We start from the raw sequence: 17,813 nt of genomic DNA, 5'->3' as shown, positions 1-17,813 counted from the left end.
CTGACAGATGATGAAATCTGTCAGCTGTTATCTGTCATTCGTTCCCTGTCGGCCGTCAGCCGTCAGCCGTCAGCCGTCGGGCGCAGCTCAGGCGATCGAGAAGTCGTCGCCGAAGACGTTGCCCTGGCCGTACCAGCCGTGCAGGTACACGGTGACGGTGCCGGAGGCGCCGGTGGTGAAGGGGACGGTCAGCTTGGTCCAGCCGGAGGCGTTGGTCCAGGAGCTGGCGGTGGCGTCACCGCTGACGCCGAGGTACGCGTAGTTGCCCTGCACCCAACCACTCAGCGTGTAGCTGGTGTTGGCCTTCAGCGTGACGGTCTGCGAGCACTCGCCGGTCTGGCCGGCGGTCGCCGCCGCCTGGAGCGCGTAGGAGCCGGAGTGGACCGGGGTGGAGACCACGGCGCCGCCGCTCTGGCAGGTCCACGGGGCGAGGCTGCCGGTCTCCAGACCGCCGTTGACCAGACCGGTCGGCGGCGGGGTCGTCCCGGTGATGGTCAGCGCGTACGTGGCGGTGTGGGTGCCGGACGGCCCGGTGGCGGTCACGGTGAGCGGGTAGCTGCCCGCCGTGGTGGCCGAGGTGGTGGCGATGTTGAGGGTGGCGCCGGTGCCGGCGGTGACGCTGCCGGGGGTGACGGTGGCGGTGACGCCGGCCGGGGCGCCGCTGACCGACAGGTTGAGGTTCTGAGCCGAGCCCGCCGTCACTGCCGTGGCGATGGCCGCGGACGTGGACGAACCAGCGGCCAGGGTGCCGGAGTTCGGGTTCACCGCGACCGAGAAGTCGTTGCCGGGCTGGGTGCCCGTGACGTTCAGGGTGAAGACGCCGGTGTGACTGCCGGAGGCCGCGCTGCCGGTGACCGTCAGCTGGTAACTCCCGGGCGCCACCGCCGAGGTGGTGGTGACGTTGAGGGTGGCGCCGGTGCCGGCGGTGACGCTGCCGGGGGTGACGGTGGCGGTGACGCCGGCCGGGGCGCCGCTGACCGACAGGTTGAGGCTCTGCGCCGAGCCCGCCGTCACTGCCGTGGCGATGGCCGCCGACGTGGACGAACCAGCGGTGACCGTCGCGGAGTTGGGGTTGACGGCCACGGAGAAGTCGTTGGTCACCGTCGAGCCGCTGGTGAACGGCGCGAAGATGTGGGTGAAGTCCCAGGTGTTCTGGCTGATGCCGGAGCAGGAGTCGTCCCCCGCCTTGCCCGGGCAGCCGCCGTTGTCGCGCTGGAGCGCCCAGAAGGACAGTGTGTTGATGCCCTTCGACACCGCCCAGTTGTAGACGGTGGTGGCGTTGGCCACGGTGAAGGTCTCGGCCGCGCCGTAGTCGTCGATGCCGGGCATCTCGGTGATCCCGATCGAACCCCACAGCTGGGCTGGGGTCTTGGACGGGTAGAGCTTGGCGAGCTGGTTGTAGAGGCCCTGCGCGGAGGTCTGGGTGTCGGCAGCCATGTCGTGGGTGGCGCCGTCGTAGTAGTCGAAGGTCATCATGTTGACGACGTCGATCCGGGCGTTGTTGCTGACCGCGTTCTTCAGCACGGCGAGACCGCTGGAGGCGAGCCCGGTGGTGGTGGTCGGCAGCGTGTAGGAGAACTGGACGTTCCGCCCGTTGGTGGCGGCCCAGTCCTGCACGATCTTGATCGCCTTGTTGCGACGGTCGATTCCGGCCGTGTTGGTCAGCGAGTTGTCCTCGATGTCGAGGTCGATCCGGCTGACGTCGTAGGTGGTGACGAGGTTCTCGAAGGCTGCTGCGATCTGGTTGACGTCGGTGCAGCTGTCGGCCAGTTCGGTGCCGGTGTTGTCGGCGGTGTAGCCGCCGAAGGAGGGGATCACGTCCCCGCCGTTGGCCCGGATGGTGGCGATGTCGGCGCCGAAGGTCGAGGAGGAGACCGGCTTGGAGGTGTCGCCGTTCCAGTACGGGGTGCAGGAGCCCTTGGTGGCGGCCTGGAGGAACGCCATCGTCAGGTGCTTGGCCCCGGACTGGGCGGCCAGGGCGGCGGGGCTCTGCCCGGTCCAGGACTCGAAGTAGGGGGCGAAGACCCGGCTGGGGAGCGGGGTCGCGGCCTGGGCGGAGCCCGTCCCGGCGGCGACCAGGCCGGCCGAGGCGGCCAGCGTGGCACAGGCTGTCAGGGCCGCCTGGATGGTTCTGCGTAGACGCATGGATTCTCCAACATACGTGGTGGGGCAGGACGTTGGGGATACGCGCATGATCGGGGCGCGACGGCCGTGTGGGGTCGGCTGCGCGGGCCCGGACGTGCGGACGTGTGGGTGTGCTGACGTGCGGGACTGCTGGGTGTCCGGATGTGCGGGCGCGCGGAAGCCCACCGACTCGCGCGGAGGCGGGTGGCGGGTACGCGTGTGCGCACGCCGTACGGAGCGGGGGTGGTGCGGGACAGGGCAGGGCAGGGCAGTGCCTCAGCCGCCGGTGGTCACACCCCCACAGTGCATCCCGGTCGGATCGACATGCTTATGGTTGGACTAGACCACTGGTCTGTCAAGAGACCTAACAGTTCGTCGACACACCGCCCTCGTGGCCGAAGGGCCGTCCGATCGGCCGGGTGTGCGCGGTGCGGCCGGGGCTGTGGAGGTGGGCGGTGCGGCGGAGGTGGCCGGTGGGGCGGGGTGGCCGCGCTGCCGAAGGGCGGATGCACCGAAGGATGGATCCGCCGAAGAGCGAAGGCGCCGAAGAGCGAAGGTGCCGTGGCCGCGCGCCCGTCGGCGGGAGCGCGGCCACGGCGGCCCGGTGCTCAGGACACCGGGCGGTTCGGGTGGACGCTCCGGGTCACGCCGGCGGCGGGCAGAGGGTGGTCCGCAGCGCGTCGTTGATCTTCGCGGCGGTGTCCGGTCCGAAGCCCTGCGGGTGGTCGGGCGAGGTGAAGCGCTGGTTGGCCAGCTCGACCAGCTTCGACTTGTCCTTGGGGAACTGGAACAGCGCCTGGCACTGGTTGCGGGCCCGGTCCACGGCCTGGTCCGGCTTGCCGCCGACGATTGCAGGGTCGATCGCGTCCAGCGCGGCGACCAGCTTGCCGGTCAGGTCGGTGCCCGGCTTTCCGGGCAGGCCGGCGTCGCTGGGGGGCGTGGGCTTGGCCGGGGCGGGGGCTCCGGAGGAACCGGAGTCCGGGGCGGGGGCTCCGGAGGAACCGGAGTCCGGGGCGGGGGCCGAGGGGCTGTCGGGCGCGGGCGCCGAGGGGGCCGCGGGCACCGAGGGGGAGGCGGCCGGGTCGGGCGCGGAGGCCGAGGGCGACTCGGGCGCCGACGGCGTCGAGGCGGTGCCGGGGGCGGGAGCCGAGGCGGCGGCCGGGGTGGTGGGGGAGCCGGCCGCGGCGGTGGCCGGGTGGGGGCCCGGTCCGGAGCTGGAGCAGGCAGCGAGGCTCACCGCGGCGAATGCCGTGAGGGTGGCGGCGAGGAGACGAGTGCGCATGGCGTCACACTGTCATGTCCGCGGCGTCGAAGGGAAGATCCTCCCGCGAGCGCGGACGGCCCGGGAGGGGGACCTCCCGGGCCGCCGACTCGCCGCGTTCGCAAGACACGGGCGAGGCGCCAGCAAGGCACGGCCAGGGCGCGGGCGAGGCGCCAGCAAGGAACGGCCGGGGCGCGACCGGGCACGGCCAAGGGGCCGGCCGAGGCGTGGTCAGCCGAGGCCGTTGGCCTTCAGCCAGTCCTTGGCCACCGCCGACGGGTCGTCCTTGTCGATCGCGACGCGCTTCATCAGCGCCGTCAGCCCCGCCGTGTCGAGCTTGGCCGACACCGCGTTGAGGGCCGCCGTCGCGGTGGGGTTCACGCTCGCCTTGTTGACCAGCGGGGTGACGTTCTGCGCGCCGAAGAGGTTCTTCGGGTCGGTCAGCGGGACGAGCTTCAGCTGGACGATCTTCGGGTCGGTGGTGAACACGTTGCCGACCTGGATGGTGCCGTCCTTGAGCGCGTTCGCGGTGGCGTCGCCGGTGGGCTTCCACTCCTTGAAGTTCAGCCCGTAGACGTCCTTGAGCTGCTGCTCGCGGCGGGACTTGAACTCCGGCGGACCGCCTATCGTGAACTCGCCCGCCTTGGCGGCCAGGTCGGCGATGCTCTTGAGGCCGTACTTGTCGGCGTTCTCCTGGGTGACGCTGAGCGAGTCCTTGTCCTCGGCGGGGGAGGAGTCGAGGATCCCCAGCGCGGCGGGCAGCGTCTTGGCCAGCGCCGCGTTCACCTCCTCGGTGGTGGCGGCGGTGGACTTGGCGTCCAGGTAGGCGAGCAGCGAGCCGTTGTACTCGGGCAGGACGCTCAGGCTGCCGCCTTGGAGCTGCCCGTAGAGCACCTCGCGGCTGCCGATGTTGAACTTCTCCTCGACCTTGACGCCCTTGGCCTTGAGGGCCTGCGAGTAGATCGAGCCGAGCAGCACGTTCTCCGGGAAGTTCGCCGAGCCGACGACCACCGTCGAGCCGGCGCCGGCGCCCGAGGCGGCGGGGGAGCCCGCCGCGGAGCCGCCGCCGAGCGGGTCGCCGCCGCCGGAGGAGCCGCAGGCGGTGGCGCCGAGGGCGAGTGCGGCGAGCGTGCCGAGGACGACGGCGCGCCTGCTTCCGTGGTTTGTCGACATGGTGACAGATGTCCTTCCGGAGAGGATGGGGAACGAGGTTCAGCGGGCCCGGCGCTGGGCGCGCATCCCGGGCGGGAGCGCGTACCGGGCGAGCAGGGCGAAGAACAGCTGGGCGCCGACCGCGAGCAGCACCACCAGCAGTGCGCCGCCGACGGTGACGGCGTACTTGCGGGTGGCCAGTCCGTCGATGACGTAGCGGCCGAGGCCGCCCAGCCCGACGTACGCGGCCACGGTGGCGGTCGCGATCACCTGGACGGTCGCGGTGCGAAAGCCCGCGAGCAGGGTCGGCGCCCCGGATGGCAGGCAGACCTGCCACAGCACCTGCGGGTGGGTCAGCCCGATGCCGCGCGCCGCGTCCCGGACGTCCGGGTCGGTGCCGCGCACCCCCTCGACGGCGGCCACCAGCAGCGGTGGCGCGGCGAGCGCGACCAGCGGGATCAGCACGGCCGTGTCCCCGACCCCGCCGAGCAGCACCGCCAGCGTCACCAGGCCGAGCGTCGGCAGGGCGCGGGTGGCACCGGCGAAGGCCGTCACGAGCGTGACGCCGCGCCCGGTGTAACCGATCAGCAGCCCGAGCGGCACGGCGAGCAGCGCTGCGAACAGCAGGGCCTCGCCGGAGAGCACCAGGTGCTCGGTGATCCGGTGCACGATCGAGTCCGGGCCGCTGCGGTGGTCGGGGGCGGAGAAGAAGTCGCCCAGCCAGTTCAGCCAGTTCACGAACCGGCTCCCTTCTCCCGGACGGCCCAGGGCGCGAGCAGCCGGCGGGCGCCCACCAGCAGCAGGTCGACGGCCAGCGCGAGGGCGGCGATCAGCGCGATGCCGGCCACGATCGGGGTCGGGAACGTGCGCTGGAAGCCGTCGATGAACAGGTAGCCGAGCCCGCCGCGCCCGATCAGCGCGCCGACGCTGGCCAGCGAGATGCTGGACACCGCCGCGACCCGCAGCCCGGCGATCAGGTACGGCACGGCGGCGGGCAGCTCGACGGAGGTCAGCCGGTGCCACGGCCCGTACCCCATCGCGGTGGCGGCCTGCCGGACCGGGTCCGGGACGGCGCGCAGGCCGTCCACGGTGGTCGGCAGCAGCACGGCGAGCGCGTAGAAGGTGAGCGGGATCATCACGGTGGCCTGGGTGGCGAGGCCGGTGTAGGGGATGAGCACCACGAACACGGCCAGCGAGGGCAGCGCGTAGACGATGTTGAAGACGGCGGACAGCGGTTGGTACAGCCGGGGGAAGCGGGTGCAGGCCAGGCCCAGCGGGACGGCCAGCAGCAGGCCGATGAGCACCGGAAGCAGGGAGATCACGGCGTGGTCGGCGAGTAGGTCGCCGAGGTAGCCGAGGTGGTCGCCGATCCAGTACCAGCGGACGATCGGTTCACCGTCCACCGGCCGCCCCGTCCGTGAGGTCACCGGCCGCCGCGCCGGCTGCCGCACCGCCCGCCGCGTCCACAGGGCCACCGGCTCCCGCACCGCCCGCCGTGCCCGCTGCGTCGGCCGCCGCGGCGGCCACAGGGGTGGACAGTGCGGCGAGGACGGCCTCGCGGCTCGCGGTGCCGGTGGCCCGGCCGTCGGCGTCCAGGGCCACGGCGGCCCCGGCGGGGGAGAGGACGGCGGCGTCCAGCGCGGTGCGCAGGGTGTCGGCGTCCGGCCGGTAGCCGGAGACCGGGTGCAGCTCGGCGGTGGCGGCGTCGCGGTCGATCCAGCCGATCGGGCGGCGCTCGTCGTCCAGCGCCAGTTCCCAGCCGCCGTAGCGCAGCCCGTCGGCCACCGGGCGGACGGCGACGGTGGTCGCGGGGCGCAGGGCGAGGCCGCGCAGGCCCCGGTCGCGGCCGAGGAAGGCGGCCACGCCGTCGTCCGCGGGGGTGGTGAGCAGGGTGTGCGGGTCGGCGAGCTGGGCGATCCGGCCGTGTTCGCGCAGGACCACCACCTGGTCGCCGAGCCGGACGGCCTCCTCGATGTCGTGGGTGACGAACAGCACCGTCTTGTGTAGCTCGGACTGGAGCCGCAGCAGTTCCTCCTGGAGCCCGGCGCGCACCACCGGGTCGACGGCGCTGAACGGCTCGTCCATCAGCAGCACCGGCGGGTCGGCCGCGAGGGCGCGGGCCACGCCCACCCGCTGCTGCTGGCCGCCGGACAGCTGGAACGGGTACCGCTTGCCGGTCTCGGGAGCGAGCCCGACCAGTTCGAGCAGTTCGGCGGCCCGGGCGCGGGCCTTCTTGCGGTCCCAGCCGAGCAGGTAGGGCACGGTGGCGACGTTGTCGATCACCTTGCGGTGCGGGAACAGGCCGGCCTGCTGGATCACGTAGCCGATGCCACGGCGCAGCTTGGCGGGCTCCAGTTCGGCGACGTCCGTGTCGTCCAGCAGCACCCGGCCCGAGGTCGGCTCGACCATCCGGTTGACCATGCGCAGCAGGGTGGTCTTGCCACACCCGGACGGTCCGACCAGGACGGTTATCCGACCGGTCGGGACGTCCAGGTCCAGGCCCTCGACGGCGATGGTGCCGTCGGGGTGGCGCTTGCCGGCGCCCTCGAATCTGATCACGGGGAGTTTCCTCGTCAGGGCGCCCCGGGGAGGCGGCGCCTGTTTCGGTCGTACGGTTGATGGCGGTTCGTCGACAAGCGGCGACGGCGTGGGCCGTACCGGCCGCTGCCGTGACGGCGTCTGTCGGATCGACCGCCCGGGCGTTCTTCCGCCCGCGTGGCTGCCCAGCTTCGGACCGGCGGAAACTCTGATCAGACTATGACCTGCATCATCTCCTGTCTCTCACTTACCACCCGGCACGGGGCCCGGACCCCGCCTCCGGACGGCCGGGGCCGACCGGACGCCCGACGTTCCGGCAGGTCAGAGGGGCGGGACACGGACACCCTGACGGCGGGTCGAGGGCTCGGGCCCCGGACGATCAGCCCGTCAGCCGCCGAGCGCCCCGGCCCTCCAGACTCTCAGCCGCCCCGGCGCGTCGGCAGCCCGGAGGCCGCCCAGCCGACGAAGCCGCCGTCCAGATCGGTCGCCCGGTGCAGCCCCAGCTCGCGCAGCGAGGCCGCCGCCAGGCTGGAGGCGTACCCCTCCGAGCAGACCACGATCACCTCGACGTCGTAATCCGACGCCTCGGGGATCCGGTGACTGCCCGTCGGGTCCAGCCGCCACTCCAGGACGTTGCGCTCGATGATCAGCGAGCCGGGGATCTCCCCCTCCGCCGCCCGCTGCGCCGCCGGACGGATGTCCACCAGCAGCGCGCCGTCCAGCTGCGACTGGTACGCCTCTCGGGCGCGCGGACGGTGGACGCCCTCGCGGGCCCGCTCCACCAGGTCGTCGATCGTGGTCACCATTGCTCCGGTCCTTCCTCCGAGGTACGGACGAGCCCGCCGGCCCGCAGGTCGTAGTGCGCCATCGAGCCCAGCGGGGGCGAGTAGGCGTGCAAAGTCACGGCCGGGCCGGACGCGGTGTTGCGCACGTCGTGCACGTACTCGGGGCCGAAGGCGCGGGCGGTGCCGGCCGGGACCCGGCGGATCAGCAGGCCCTGCTCCGGCCCGCCGAGGGACAGCTCCTCCAGCTCGCCGAGGGCGACGGTGAACGCGCCGCGCGAGCCGCCGTGGTCGTGGAAGCCGGTGGACTGGCCGGGCAGCCAGCTGATCAGCCACACCTCGTGGTCGTCGTCGGCCACCAGCCGCCGGTACCAGCGCTCCTCGGTGGAGAGCCGGACGAGGTGGATCCACTGGTCGGGCTGTTCGGCCAGTTCGCGGACGACGGTGCGCAGGGCGCTCGGGGTGAGCGGCGCGCGGGTCTCCGCGGTGGCGGTGGCGGTGGCGGTGGCGGTGGCGGTGGCCGTGGCCTTGGCTGTTCTGGCCGGTGCCGGTGCCGGGGTCGGGGCTTGGGCGGCAGCGGGTTCGTCGGGGGCGAGGTTCAGGCTCATGGGGGCGTCCTCGGGTGCAGCGGGAACGTCGGCGGGGTGCGCCCTGGTCCGGCGGCGGGCGAGGGCACGGGCCGACGGAGCGGCACGGCACGCGCGGATGCGCCGGGCGGGGCGGGAATCAGAACGCTGGGTGCGGGTGTGCGGCGCGGGCCCTGGCGGACGTCACAGGGCGGGGGCAGCGCGGAGAGCCAAGGTCAACAGGCACAGATGGAACTCGCCTGGCGTCGCAGATCGACGTGCAGGCGGCAGACCAGAGTGGTGCCGGTGTCCATGCGCCGGATCCTTCCCGAGCCAACCGGACGAAGTCAAGCCGGATGGGGCCGGATCGCCCGGCTCCGCCGCCGGTCGGCTCGCCGCCGGCTGCCCGTTACCCCTCGGCCGGCCGCCTTCGGCTGCGCCGCGCTAATCCACCCCCGGCCGACCGGCCGACCGGCCGTCGAGCCGTTCTGGACCGGAACCGCCGAACGGCACTCGCATGCGTAAGGACCCCACTCGCGGGGTAAATGATCGTTTCATCCCATCCAGGACCCTCTGCGTGTCCGCGTCACGAGATCGCCCCAGATGCGTTACCGCCAACGTATTGTCAGGCCACCGAGGCCCGGCCTACGGTCTACAGACCGCTTTCTACGCACGTAGACCCCTGCGGATCCCCGGCGGTCCGCAGACGAGACCCGCCCGCCCCGTCAACCCTCAGACCGCAGGCCCGACCCCATGGCCGGGCGGCGGAGTTGCGGAGGTATCCATGTCGCAGATCGTCCGTGCCGCGCTCGTCCAGACCCGCTGGACCGGCGACCAGGAGAGCATGATCGCCCTTCACGAGCGGTACGCCCGCGAGGCCGCCGCCCAGGGCGCGAAGATCATCGGTTTCCAGGAGGTCTTCAACGCCCCGTACTTCTGTCAGGTCCAGGAAGCCGAGCACTACCGCTGGGCCGAAGCCGTCCCCGACGGCCCCACCGTCTGCCGGATGCAGGACCTCGCCCGTGAACTCGGCCTGGTGATCGTCGTCCCGGTCTACGAGGAGGAACAGGCCGGGGTCTACTACAATACCGCCGCCGTCATCGACGCCGACGGCAGCTACCTCGGCAAGTACCGCAAGCACCACATCCCGCAGGTCAAGGGCTTCTGGGAGAAGTACTACTTCAAGCCCGGCAACCTCGGCTGGCCCGTCTTCGACACCGCCGTCGGCAAGGTCGGCGTCTACATCTGCTACGACCGCCACTTCCCCGAGGGCTGGCGCGCCCTGGGCCTGGCCGGAGCGCAGATCGTCTACAACCCCTCCGCCACCAGCAGAGGCCTCTCCGCCTACCTCTGGCAGCTGGAACAGCCCGCCGCCGCCGTCGCCAACGAGTACTTCGTCGCCGCCATCAACCGCGTCGGCACCGAGGAGTACGGCGACAACGACTTCTACGGGACCTCCTACTTCGTCGACCCGCGCGGCCAGTTCGTCGGCGACGTCGCCTCCGACAAGGAGGAGGAGCTCGTCGTCCGCGACCTCGACCTCGGCCTGATCGAACAGGTCCGCCAGCAGTGGGCGTTCTACCGGGACCGCCGCCCCGACGCCTACGGACCGCTCGCCGAGGCCTGAGGAGCAGCGCGATGACCACCCGCGACCCGCACCAGCGCACCATCGTCCGCGGCGGCCTCGTCATCACCGCCGCCGACGAACTCCACGCCGACGTCCTCATCGAGGGCGAACGCATCGCCGCCCTCGCCACCACCGGCAGCTCCACCGCCGAGGCCTGGAGCGCCGACACCGTCATCGACGCCACCGGCCACTACGTCATCCCGGGCGGCGTCGACGCCCACACCCACATGGAACTGCCCTTCGGCGGCACCTCGGCCTCCGACACCTTCGAGACCGGCACCCGGGCCGCTGCCTGGGGCGGCACCACCACCATCGTCGACTTCGCCGTGCAGTCCGTCGGCGGCTCGCTGCGCGAGGGCCTGGACACCTGGCACGCCAAGGCCGACGGCAACTGCGCCGTCGACTACGCCTTCCACACCATCGTCTCCGACGTCAACGAGGGCGTCCTCAAGGAGATGGACGCCCTCGTCGACTCCGGCGAGTCCACCTCCTTCAAGCTCTTCATGGCCTACCCCGGCGTCTTCTACAGCGACGACGGCCGCATCCTGCGCGCCATGCAGCGCGGCGCGGTCAACGGCGGGCTGATCATGATGCACGCCGAGAACGGCATCGCCATCGACGTCCTGGTCGAACAGGCCCTCGCCGCCGGGCACACCGCACCCCGCTACCACGGCGAGGTCCGCCGCGAACTCCTGGAGGCCGAGGCCACCCACCGGGCCATCAAGCTCGCCCAGGTCGCCGGCAGCCCGCTCTACGTCGTCCACGTCTCCGCGGCCGCCGCCCTCGCCGAGCTCGTCCAGGCCCGCGACGCCGGGCTCAACGTCTTCGGCGAGACCTGCCCGCAGTACCTGTTCCTCTCCACCGACAACCTCGCCGAGACCGGTGCCGACGGCTTCGAGGGCGCCAAGTACGTGTGCAGCACGCCGCTTCGGCCGCGCGAGCACCAGGAGACGCTCTGGCGCGGACTGCGCGCCAACGACCTCCAGGTGGTCTCCACCGACCACTGCCCGTTCTGCTTCACCGGGCAGAAGGAACTCGGCCGCGGCGACTTCTCGAAGATCCCCAACGGCCTGCCCGGCGTGGAGAACCGGATGGACCTGCTCCACCAGGCCGTCGTGGACGGGCACATCACCCGTCGGCGCTGGATCGAGATCGCCTGCACCACGCCCGCCCGGATGTTCGGGCTGCACCCGCGCAAGGGCACCATCGCGCCCGGCGCCGACGCCGACCTCGTCGTCTACGACCCCACCGCCGTGCAGACCGTCTCCGCCGCCACGCACCACATGAACGTCGACTACTCGGCGTACGAGGGCCGCCAACTCGCCGGCCGCGCCCGCACCGTGCTCTCGCGCGGCACCGTCGTGCTGGACGGCGAAACCTGGCTCGGCCGGGCCGGCCACGGCACGTTCCTGCGCCGCGACACCTGCCAGTACCTGACCTGACCACTCTCCCGCGCCGCCGCCCGGGCCTGTGCGCACGACCGCCCGGGCGGCGGAACCACCCTCCCCGGAGCCACCATGGACATCGGCCTCGTCCTGCAGACAGACCCGCCCGCCCGCCTGCTCATCGACCGGATGATCCGCGCCGAACAGGCCGGGTTCAGCCACGGCTGGACCTTCGACTCCTGCGTCCTGTGGCAGGAGCCGTTCGTCATCTACAGCCGGATCCTCGCCGAGACACGGCGGTTGACCGTCGGACCGATGGTCACCAACCCCTCCACCCGGACCTGGGAGGTCACCGCCTCCCTGTTCGCCACGCTCAACGACATGTACGGCAACCGCACCGTCTGCGGCATCGGCCGCGGCGACTCCGCCATGCGGGTCGCCGGACGCCACCCCGCCACCCTCGCCCGGCTCTCCCAGGCCATGCACGCCATCAAGGAGCTGGCCGAGGGGCGGACGGTCGAGGTGGACGGCACCGAGATGCACCTGCCGTGGGTCGGCCCAGGCGCCCAACTCCCCATCTGGATGGGCGCATACGGGCCGAAGGCGCTCGCACTGACCGGTCGTCAGGCCGACGGATTCATCCTCCAGCTGGCCGACCCGTACCTCACCGAGTACATGGTCAAAGCGGTGCGGTCCGCCGCGGCCGAGGCCGGCCGGGACCCGGACGCCGTCACCATCTGCGTCGCCGCCCCCGCCTACGTGACCGCCGACGACTCGCCCGCCGCGCTCGCCCACGCCCGGGAGCAGTGCCGCTGGTTCGGCGGGATGGTCGGCAACCACGTGGCCGACCTGGTCAGCCACTACGGCGCACACTCCGAGCTCGTCCCGGAGGCCCTCACCGACTACATCAAGGGCCGCCAGGGCTACAACTACAGCCACCACGGCCGGGCCGGGAACCCCGACACCGCCTTCGTGCCGGACGAGATCGTCGACCGCTTCTGCCTCATCGGCCCGCCGCAGGCCCATCTCGCCCGTCTGGAGCACCTCCGCTCCCTCGGCGTCGACCAGTTCGCCGTCTACGCCATGCACGACGCCGTCGAGGCCACCATCGACGCCTACGGGACCGACGTCATCCCGCACCTGTCCCGCCCACCCCAGACGTAACGCCATTCACGCGGAGGGGAGTTGACCATGGCCGACACCGCGACCAGCGGCGGCGGGCAGCGGCATCACTCCGACGGCCGGGTCGAACTCGAACCGGCCGCAGGAGAGTTGCCGTCCAACGGCTTCACCAACGACGACCTGCGGCCGGTCCCGGTGGCACGGCGCACCTGGACCACCTACAACTTCCTGGCGCTCTGGGTCGGCATGGCCCACAACATCCCGTCCTGGACGCTCGCCTCGGGGCTCGTCGCGCTCGGCATGGACTGGAAGCAGGCCGTGCTGACCATCGCGCTCGCCAACCTCGTGGTGCTCGTGCCGATGCTGCTCACCGGGCACGCCGGGACGAAGTACGGCATTCCGTTCCCGGTGTTCGCCCGGGCCGCGTTCGGACTGCGCGGCGCCAACCTGCCCGCGCTCATCCGGGCGGCGGTGGCCTGCGCCTGGTTCGGCATCCAGAGCTGGATCGGCGGCGAGGGGATCTTCCTGCTGGCCGGCAAGCTGCTGGGAGAATCCTGGCGCACGGCAGCGGAGTTCGGCGGCTATCCATGGACGCAGTGGGTGTCGTTCCTGCTGTTCTGGCTGATCGAGATGGCCATCATCGCCCGTGGGATGGAGACCCTCCGGCGGTTCGAGAACTGGGCCGCGCCGTTCGTGATCGTCGGCGCGCTGGCGCTGCTGGCATGGATCACCGTGAAGGCGGGCGGGTTCGGTCCGTTGCTCGACCAGCCGTCCGAACTGGGCTGGGGCGGCGGGTTCTGGAAGGTCTTCTTCCCAGCGCTGATGGGCATGATCGGGTTCTGGTCGACCCTGTCGCTCAACATCCCCGACTTCACCCGCTTCGGCGGCAGCCAGCGCGCCCAGATCCGCGGGCAGGCGCTCGGCCTGCCGACCACGATGACGCTCTTCGCGCTGCTGTCCGTCCTCGTCACCTCCGGCTCGCAGGCCGTCTACGGCGCACCGGTGTGGGATCCGATCGAACTCGCCGCGAAGATGGAGAACCCGGTCGGCATCCTGTTCGCGCTGCTGACCGTCCTGATCGCGACGCTGTCGGTGAACATCGCCGCCAACGTCGTCTCGCCGGCCTACGACCTCGCCAACCTGCTGCCCCGGCTGGTCGACTTCCGTACCGGGGCGCTGATCACCGGCGTCGTCGGGATCGCGATCTTCCCGTGGAGGCTGATCTCCGACCCGCACGTGTACATCTTCACCTGGCTGGGTGTGGTCGGCGGCCTGCTCGGGACGGTGGCCGGGGTCCTGATCGCCGACTACTGGGTGCTGCGTGGCACCCGGCTGCAACTCGCCGAGCTGTACCAGCCGGGCGGGGCCTACTGGTACGCGGGCGGGTGGAACTGGCGGGCGGTGACGGCACTGCTGGTCGGGGGCGTCCTGGCGATCGGTGGCTCGTACGGCGGGCCGTTCCCGGCGGACGGGCTGCTGCCCGTGTTCAAGCCGCTGGCCGACTACGGCTGGGCGGTCGGCTTCGGGTCGGCCTCGGTGCTGTACCTCGTGTTGGGCGCTGTCCCGGGTGCCCGGCGGGTGGGCGGGCGCCACGGGCGGACGGCGGCGGACGGCTGACAAGTGACAGCGGACGGATAGCAGCGAACAGATAACAGCGGACGGATGACAGCGAACAGATAACAGATTTCGAAATCTGTTATCTGTTCGCTGTTACTTGTTCACTGCCGTTTGCCCGCTGTCATTCGCCAGTCGCTGCCCGGTCGACGGCCGCCAGCACCTTCGCCGCACCGTCCTCGGCCGCGAGCCTGGCGGCCGCCGCCCGGGCCTGGTCGCGGTAGCGGGGGTCGTCGAGGGCCTGGCGGATGGCGGCGGCGAGGCGTGCGGCGGTGAGGGCGTGCAGCGGTACCGGCCCGGGGGAGGCGCCGAGGCGGGTGAGCCGGTCGGACCAGAACGGGGCGTCGAGCTGTGCGGGTACCGGTACGGCCGGCGTGCCGCAGCGCAGGGTGGCGGCGGTCGTGCCGGCGCCGGCGTGGTGGATCACGGCGGCCATGCGGGGGAACAGCCAGTCGTGCGGGGCGTCGCCGATGGTCAGGACGTCCTCCGCCTCGCCGGCTCCGAGGTCGCTCCAGCCCGACTGCAGGACGGCCCGGACCCGGGCGGCGCGGACCGCGGCGACCACCGTCGCGGTGAGCCGGCCGGGGTCGGGGACGACCAGACTGCCGAAGCCGACGAAGACCGGAGGCGGTCCGGCGGCGAGGAAGTCGAGCAGTCGGGCCGGGGGGTGCCAGCCCGGATCCCGTACCGGCCACCAGTAACCGGCCACGTCCAGCCCCGGGCGCCAGTCGGCGGGCCGCGGGACCACGGCGGGCGAAAACCCGTGCAGGACGGGGTACTTGCGCCTGGCGTGGGCGGCGCCGAGCGGCGGTAGGCCGAGGCGGCGCCGCAGCCCGCGTACGGCGGGGGCGAAGAGCTGGTCGGTCGCGACCTGGACGGCGTGCCCCGCGAGCAGGTTGCCCGGGCGGCCGAGTGAGCGGGCACCGGTGACAGCGGGCGCGAACTCCCTGGTGGGGGAGAGGGGTTGGAGGTGTAGGCCGATGCTGGGAATGCCCGCAGCCTCGGCGGCGACCTGGCCGAGCGGGCTGGTGGTGCTGGTGGTGAGCAGCAGGTCGGTGCCGAGTGCCGTGGCGTCGGCGATGCCGTCGGCGAGCTCCGGCATGAACTTCCGCCCCAGCTGTAGAAGTTGCAGGACGGCGCGAGGTCCGGTGCCGGCCTGGAGCAGGCGCCGCCCCTCGGCGGAGGCGAGTTCGGCGCGCGGGTCGACCGGCAGCGGGCGGAACTCCAGCCCTGCGGTCCGCACCGAGGCGGCGAAGGTGGCGTGGGTTGCGACGGCCACCTGATGGCCGGCCGCCTGGAGGCGGGCGCCGAGCCCGGTGAACGGGGCCACGTCGCCCCGGGATCCGGCGGTGGCGATCAGGATGCGCATGGCCGCAGTATCCCGGCGCGGGCGCCCCGCCGGAAAGGTGCCGTGCCCGGAGCGGCCCGGTCCGGGGTGGCCGGTTCGGGCCGGTGCTTCCGCGGCGCCGGAACCGGGCGGTGGTGGGCGGCGTCCTTCCTGGCAGAGCGGCGGAACGGGGCCGCCGCGCCGTGGACGGGAGGGACAGATGAGCATCGTCGCGTGGATCGTGCTTGGCCTGCTGGCGGGGGCACTGGCCAAGCTGCTGCTGCCGGGGAAGGACCCGGGCGGCCTGATCGTGACAACCCTGATCGGTATCGCCGGCTCCTTCGTGGGCGGTTGGATCGCCTCGCACTTCCTGCACAGGTCGGTGACGGCGCACTTCTTCGACATGGCGACCTGGGTGTCGGCGATCGGCGGGGCCCTGGTGCTGCTGATCATCTACCGGCTGGTGTTCGGCAGCTCCCGACGCTAGCCCGAGCGCCGGGAACCGGCCCCGCGCCGACGCGGACACGGTGTCGCACAGCCGAGCCGGCCAGGCCCACGGGGCGGCCGGCTCGGCTCAGCGCGTCGGTGCCGACGCCTCCGCGACCCACTCCGGCAGGTCCTCGCGGGCGGCCAGCCAGGCGGTCGGCACCTCGGCGAGGCCGGTGCGAGCGGCTACCGCCCCGGCGGCGATCGCGCAGGTGGTGTCCATGTCGCCCCAGCCCTCCAGGGTGTGCCAGATGACCTCGGGCAGTGAGTCCAGGTGCCCGGCGGCGGACCAGAGGGCGAACGGGACGGTGTCCGGGGCGGAGATCATGAACCCGGAGCCGAGTACGTTGGCGGCCTGCCGGACGCTCGTGTGTCCGGGCAGCCGGGCGGCGATCCGTAGACCGGAGCGCACTTCGCCGTCCGGCAGACGCCCGGCCACCTCTGCCAGCAACTCGGCACGGTCGGGCGGGTTTTGGCCCCGGCTGCGGACAGCGAGTGCCGTGGCGAGGGCGACTGCCACCGCGCCCGCGACCGCCTCCGGGTGGAAGTGCGTGGTGAGTGCCTGGAGTTCGGCCTGCCGGGCGACGGCGTCCAGGTCGTCCGCGAACCAGGCGCCCAGTGGGGCGACCCGCATCGCGGCGCCGTTCCCGTACGAGCCCTGACCCTCGAACTGAAGCGAGGTGATGGCGCGCCAGTCCCCGCCGGCGCCGATCTCACGCAGTACCCGGTGCATCGACGGGCCGTACTTGCGCCCGTACTCGCGGGCGTACTCCTCGGCGAACTCGCCGGCCAGCGCATCCTGTCGGACCTCGCCCCAGGAGGCCAGGTGGCGGACGAGGACCAGCGCCATCGCGGTGTCGTCGGTCCAGTGCCAGGGCGCCGGGCGGAGCCGGCGGGCGGCCAGCGCGGCGGGCGCCTCGTCGAGCGGGGCCGAGAACCAGCGGTCGCCGAAGGCGTCGCCGAGGGCGAGCCCCTGCAGACTGTCCAGGGTCGGACGGGCCGGAGGGGTCGGACGGGCCGGACGCATGTCGTCCTCCAAGTGAGATCAACCGTGCGCGGCAGTCTGCCGGACGGCCGGGCCCGTCGGCGACCGGGTTTCGCTCCGGTGCCGGCGAGCCCGGCCGTCGGTGTCCGGGTTCAGGGGCGCCCGGGGCTTCGGAGGGGCGTCACTTGGTGAGCAGGCCGCCGAGGATGAGCTTCCAGAGGGCCTCGAAACGGTCCTCGATGGTCGGCTCGGACCACGAGGACGCGTACGCCGGGTCGTGGAAGGGGCCGGTGGCGTCGAAGACGGCGCGGGCCGTGGAGAGGATGTGGGCGAGCTTGAACTCCTTGCTCTCCATGCCGTCCTGGACGATCTGGGCGATCTGGGTGACCAGGGTGTCGATGTGCGCCTCGACGATGCCGCTGTTCTCCTCGACCAGCACCATGTAGGTGGCGAACAGCTCCGGGTCGTCCAGCGCCTTCTTCCGCTTGGCCGCGAACAGCGTCACCAGCCAGCGGTGCAGCCGCTCGACGGCCGAGCCGGCCTCGGTCGAGATGAAGGCGAGCTGGTGGTGCGCCTGGTCGAGCCAGCGCTGGGTGACCGCCTCGCGCAGCGCGGCCTTGCTCGGGAAATGGCGGTAGACGCTGCTGTGGCTGACGCCGAGGATCCGGGCGACGTCCACGACGGTGGCCTTGGCCGGGCCGAACCGCCGGAGGACGTCCTCCGCCGCGATCAGGATCTGCTCGGCGGTGAGTGTGGTGTCCGTGGTCACGGGGAGGTCCGTCCTTAGGGTCGTGCGGTCGAGGGTGGTGCTGCCGTCCCCGGCCGTCGGGCCGGTTCCGGTGGG

At 72.4% G+C, this 17,813-nt stretch carries 17 protein-coding genes; 5 read left to right on the top strand and 12 right to left on the bottom strand.

Annotated elements, in window-relative coordinates; genetic code table 11:
* Positions 1-87: 87 nt before the first annotated feature.
* The 9 genes from AB0O82_RS01125 to AB0O82_RS01085 form a co-directional block, all read right to left on the bottom strand.
* Positions 88-2,145, bottom strand: a complete 2,058-nt coding sequence (locus AB0O82_RS01125; RefSeq protein ID WP_363579471.1) for a glycosyl hydrolase family 18 protein — start codon at positions 2,143-2,145, stop codon at positions 88-90.
* Positions 2,146-2,767: 622 nt separating this feature from the next.
* Complete coding sequence (locus AB0O82_RS01120; RefSeq protein ID WP_363579469.1) at positions 2,768-3,406, bottom strand: hypothetical protein; 639 nt, start codon at positions 3,404-3,406, stop codon at positions 2,768-2,770.
* Positions 3,407-3,616: 210 nt separating this feature from the next.
* Positions 3,617-4,558: an ABC transporter substrate-binding protein gene (locus AB0O82_RS01115; protein WP_363579467.1), complete on the bottom strand. Its 942-nt coding sequence runs from the start codon at positions 4,556-4,558 to the stop codon at positions 3,617-3,619.
* A 39-nt stretch (positions 4,559-4,597) separates the two neighbouring features.
* Complete coding sequence (locus tag AB0O82_RS01110; RefSeq protein ID WP_363579465.1) at positions 4,598-5,275, bottom strand: ABC transporter permease; 678 nt, start codon at positions 5,273-5,275, stop codon at positions 4,598-4,600.
* On the bottom strand, positions 5,272-5,940 hold the full coding sequence (locus tag AB0O82_RS01105) for an ABC transporter permease (RefSeq protein ID WP_363579463.1): 669 nt from the start codon (positions 5,938-5,940) through the stop codon (positions 5,272-5,274). The genes AB0O82_RS01110 and AB0O82_RS01105 overlap by 4 nt, the downstream gene beginning before the upstream one ends.
* Complete coding sequence (locus AB0O82_RS01100) at positions 5,930-7,096, bottom strand: ATP-binding cassette domain-containing protein (RefSeq protein ID WP_363579461.1); 1,167 nt, start codon at positions 7,094-7,096, stop codon at positions 5,930-5,932. The genes AB0O82_RS01105 and AB0O82_RS01100 overlap by 11 nt, the downstream gene beginning before the upstream one ends.
* 398 nt (positions 7,097-7,494) lie before the next feature.
* Positions 7,495-7,881 carry a rhodanese-like domain-containing protein gene (locus AB0O82_RS01095; RefSeq protein ID WP_363579460.1) on the bottom strand — a complete coding sequence of 129 codons (387 nt, stop codon included), beginning with the start codon at positions 7,879-7,881 and terminating at the stop codon, positions 7,495-7,497.
* Positions 7,875-8,465 carry a cysteine dioxygenase family protein gene (locus AB0O82_RS01090; RefSeq protein WP_363579458.1) on the bottom strand — a complete coding sequence of 197 codons (591 nt, stop codon included), beginning with the start codon at positions 8,463-8,465 and terminating at the stop codon, positions 7,875-7,877. The genes AB0O82_RS01095 and AB0O82_RS01090 overlap by 7 nt, the downstream gene beginning before the upstream one ends.
* Positions 8,466-8,659: 194 nt before the next feature.
* A complete protein-coding gene (locus AB0O82_RS01085) occupies positions 8,660-8,737 on the bottom strand; it encodes a putative leader peptide (RefSeq protein WP_106981192.1) in 78 nt (25 codons plus the stop codon).
* A 470-nt stretch (positions 8,738-9,207) separates the two neighbouring features.
* Between AB0O82_RS01085 and AB0O82_RS01080 the strand changes: the two genes are divergently transcribed.
* From AB0O82_RS01080 to AB0O82_RS01065, 4 genes are all read left to right on the top strand, one after another.
* Positions 9,208-10,050 carry a nitrilase-related carbon-nitrogen hydrolase gene (locus AB0O82_RS01080; RefSeq protein ID WP_363579456.1) on the top strand — a complete coding sequence of 281 codons (843 nt, stop codon included), beginning with the start codon at positions 9,208-9,210 and terminating at the stop codon, positions 10,048-10,050.
* An 11-nt stretch (positions 10,051-10,061) separates the two neighbouring features.
* Positions 10,062-11,492, top strand: coding sequence for a dihydropyrimidinase (gene hydA / locus AB0O82_RS01075; RefSeq protein ID WP_363579454.1), 1,431 nt, complete (start codon positions 10,062-10,064; stop codon positions 11,490-11,492).
* A gap of 75 nt (positions 11,493-11,567) precedes the next feature.
* Entirely contained in the window at positions 11,568-12,599 is a 1,032-nt protein-coding gene (locus tag AB0O82_RS01070; RefSeq protein ID WP_363579452.1) for a TIGR03842 family LLM class F420-dependent oxidoreductase, read from the top strand.
* 27 nt (positions 12,600-12,626) lie between these two features.
* Positions 12,627-14,174, top strand: coding sequence for an NCS1 family nucleobase:cation symporter-1 (locus tag AB0O82_RS01065; RefSeq protein WP_363579450.1), 1,548 nt, complete (start codon positions 12,627-12,629; stop codon positions 14,172-14,174).
* 121 nt (positions 14,175-14,295) lie between these two features.
* On the opposite strand, the gene AB0O82_RS01060 is transcribed toward AB0O82_RS01065, so the two are convergent.
* Positions 14,296-15,540, bottom strand: coding sequence for a glycosyltransferase (locus AB0O82_RS01060; protein WP_363579448.1), 1,245 nt, complete (start codon positions 15,538-15,540; stop codon positions 14,296-14,298).
* Positions 15,541-15,718: 178 nt separating this feature from the next.
* On the opposite strand from AB0O82_RS01060, the gene AB0O82_RS01055 reads away from it, so the two are divergent.
* The gene (locus AB0O82_RS01055; protein ID WP_350875097.1) at positions 15,719-15,985 is read left to right on the top strand and encodes a GlsB/YeaQ/YmgE family stress response membrane protein; all 267 of its coding nucleotides are present in this window, start codon (positions 15,719-15,721) and stop codon (positions 15,983-15,985) included.
* Positions 15,986-16,072: 87 nt separating this feature from the next.
* On the opposite strand, the gene AB0O82_RS01050 is transcribed toward AB0O82_RS01055, so the two are convergent.
* A complete protein-coding gene (locus AB0O82_RS01050) occupies positions 16,073-17,011 on the bottom strand; it encodes an ADP-ribosylglycohydrolase family protein (RefSeq protein ID WP_363579446.1) in 939 nt (312 codons plus the stop codon).
* A gap of 139 nt (positions 17,012-17,150) precedes the next feature.
* Complete coding sequence (locus AB0O82_RS01045; RefSeq protein ID WP_363579444.1) at positions 17,151-17,738, bottom strand: TetR family transcriptional regulator; 588 nt, start codon at positions 17,736-17,738, stop codon at positions 17,151-17,153.
* Positions 17,739-17,813: the final 75 nt, after the last annotated feature.

The organism is Kitasatospora sp. NPDC088264 (genome assembly GCF_040685715.1).
In the GTDB taxonomy this organism is placed as follows: domain Bacteria; phylum Actinomycetota; class Actinomycetes; order Streptomycetales; family Streptomycetaceae; genus Kitasatospora.
Note: the sequence above shows the minus strand (reverse complement) of the source record. Positions and strands in the feature narration are given on the sequence as shown.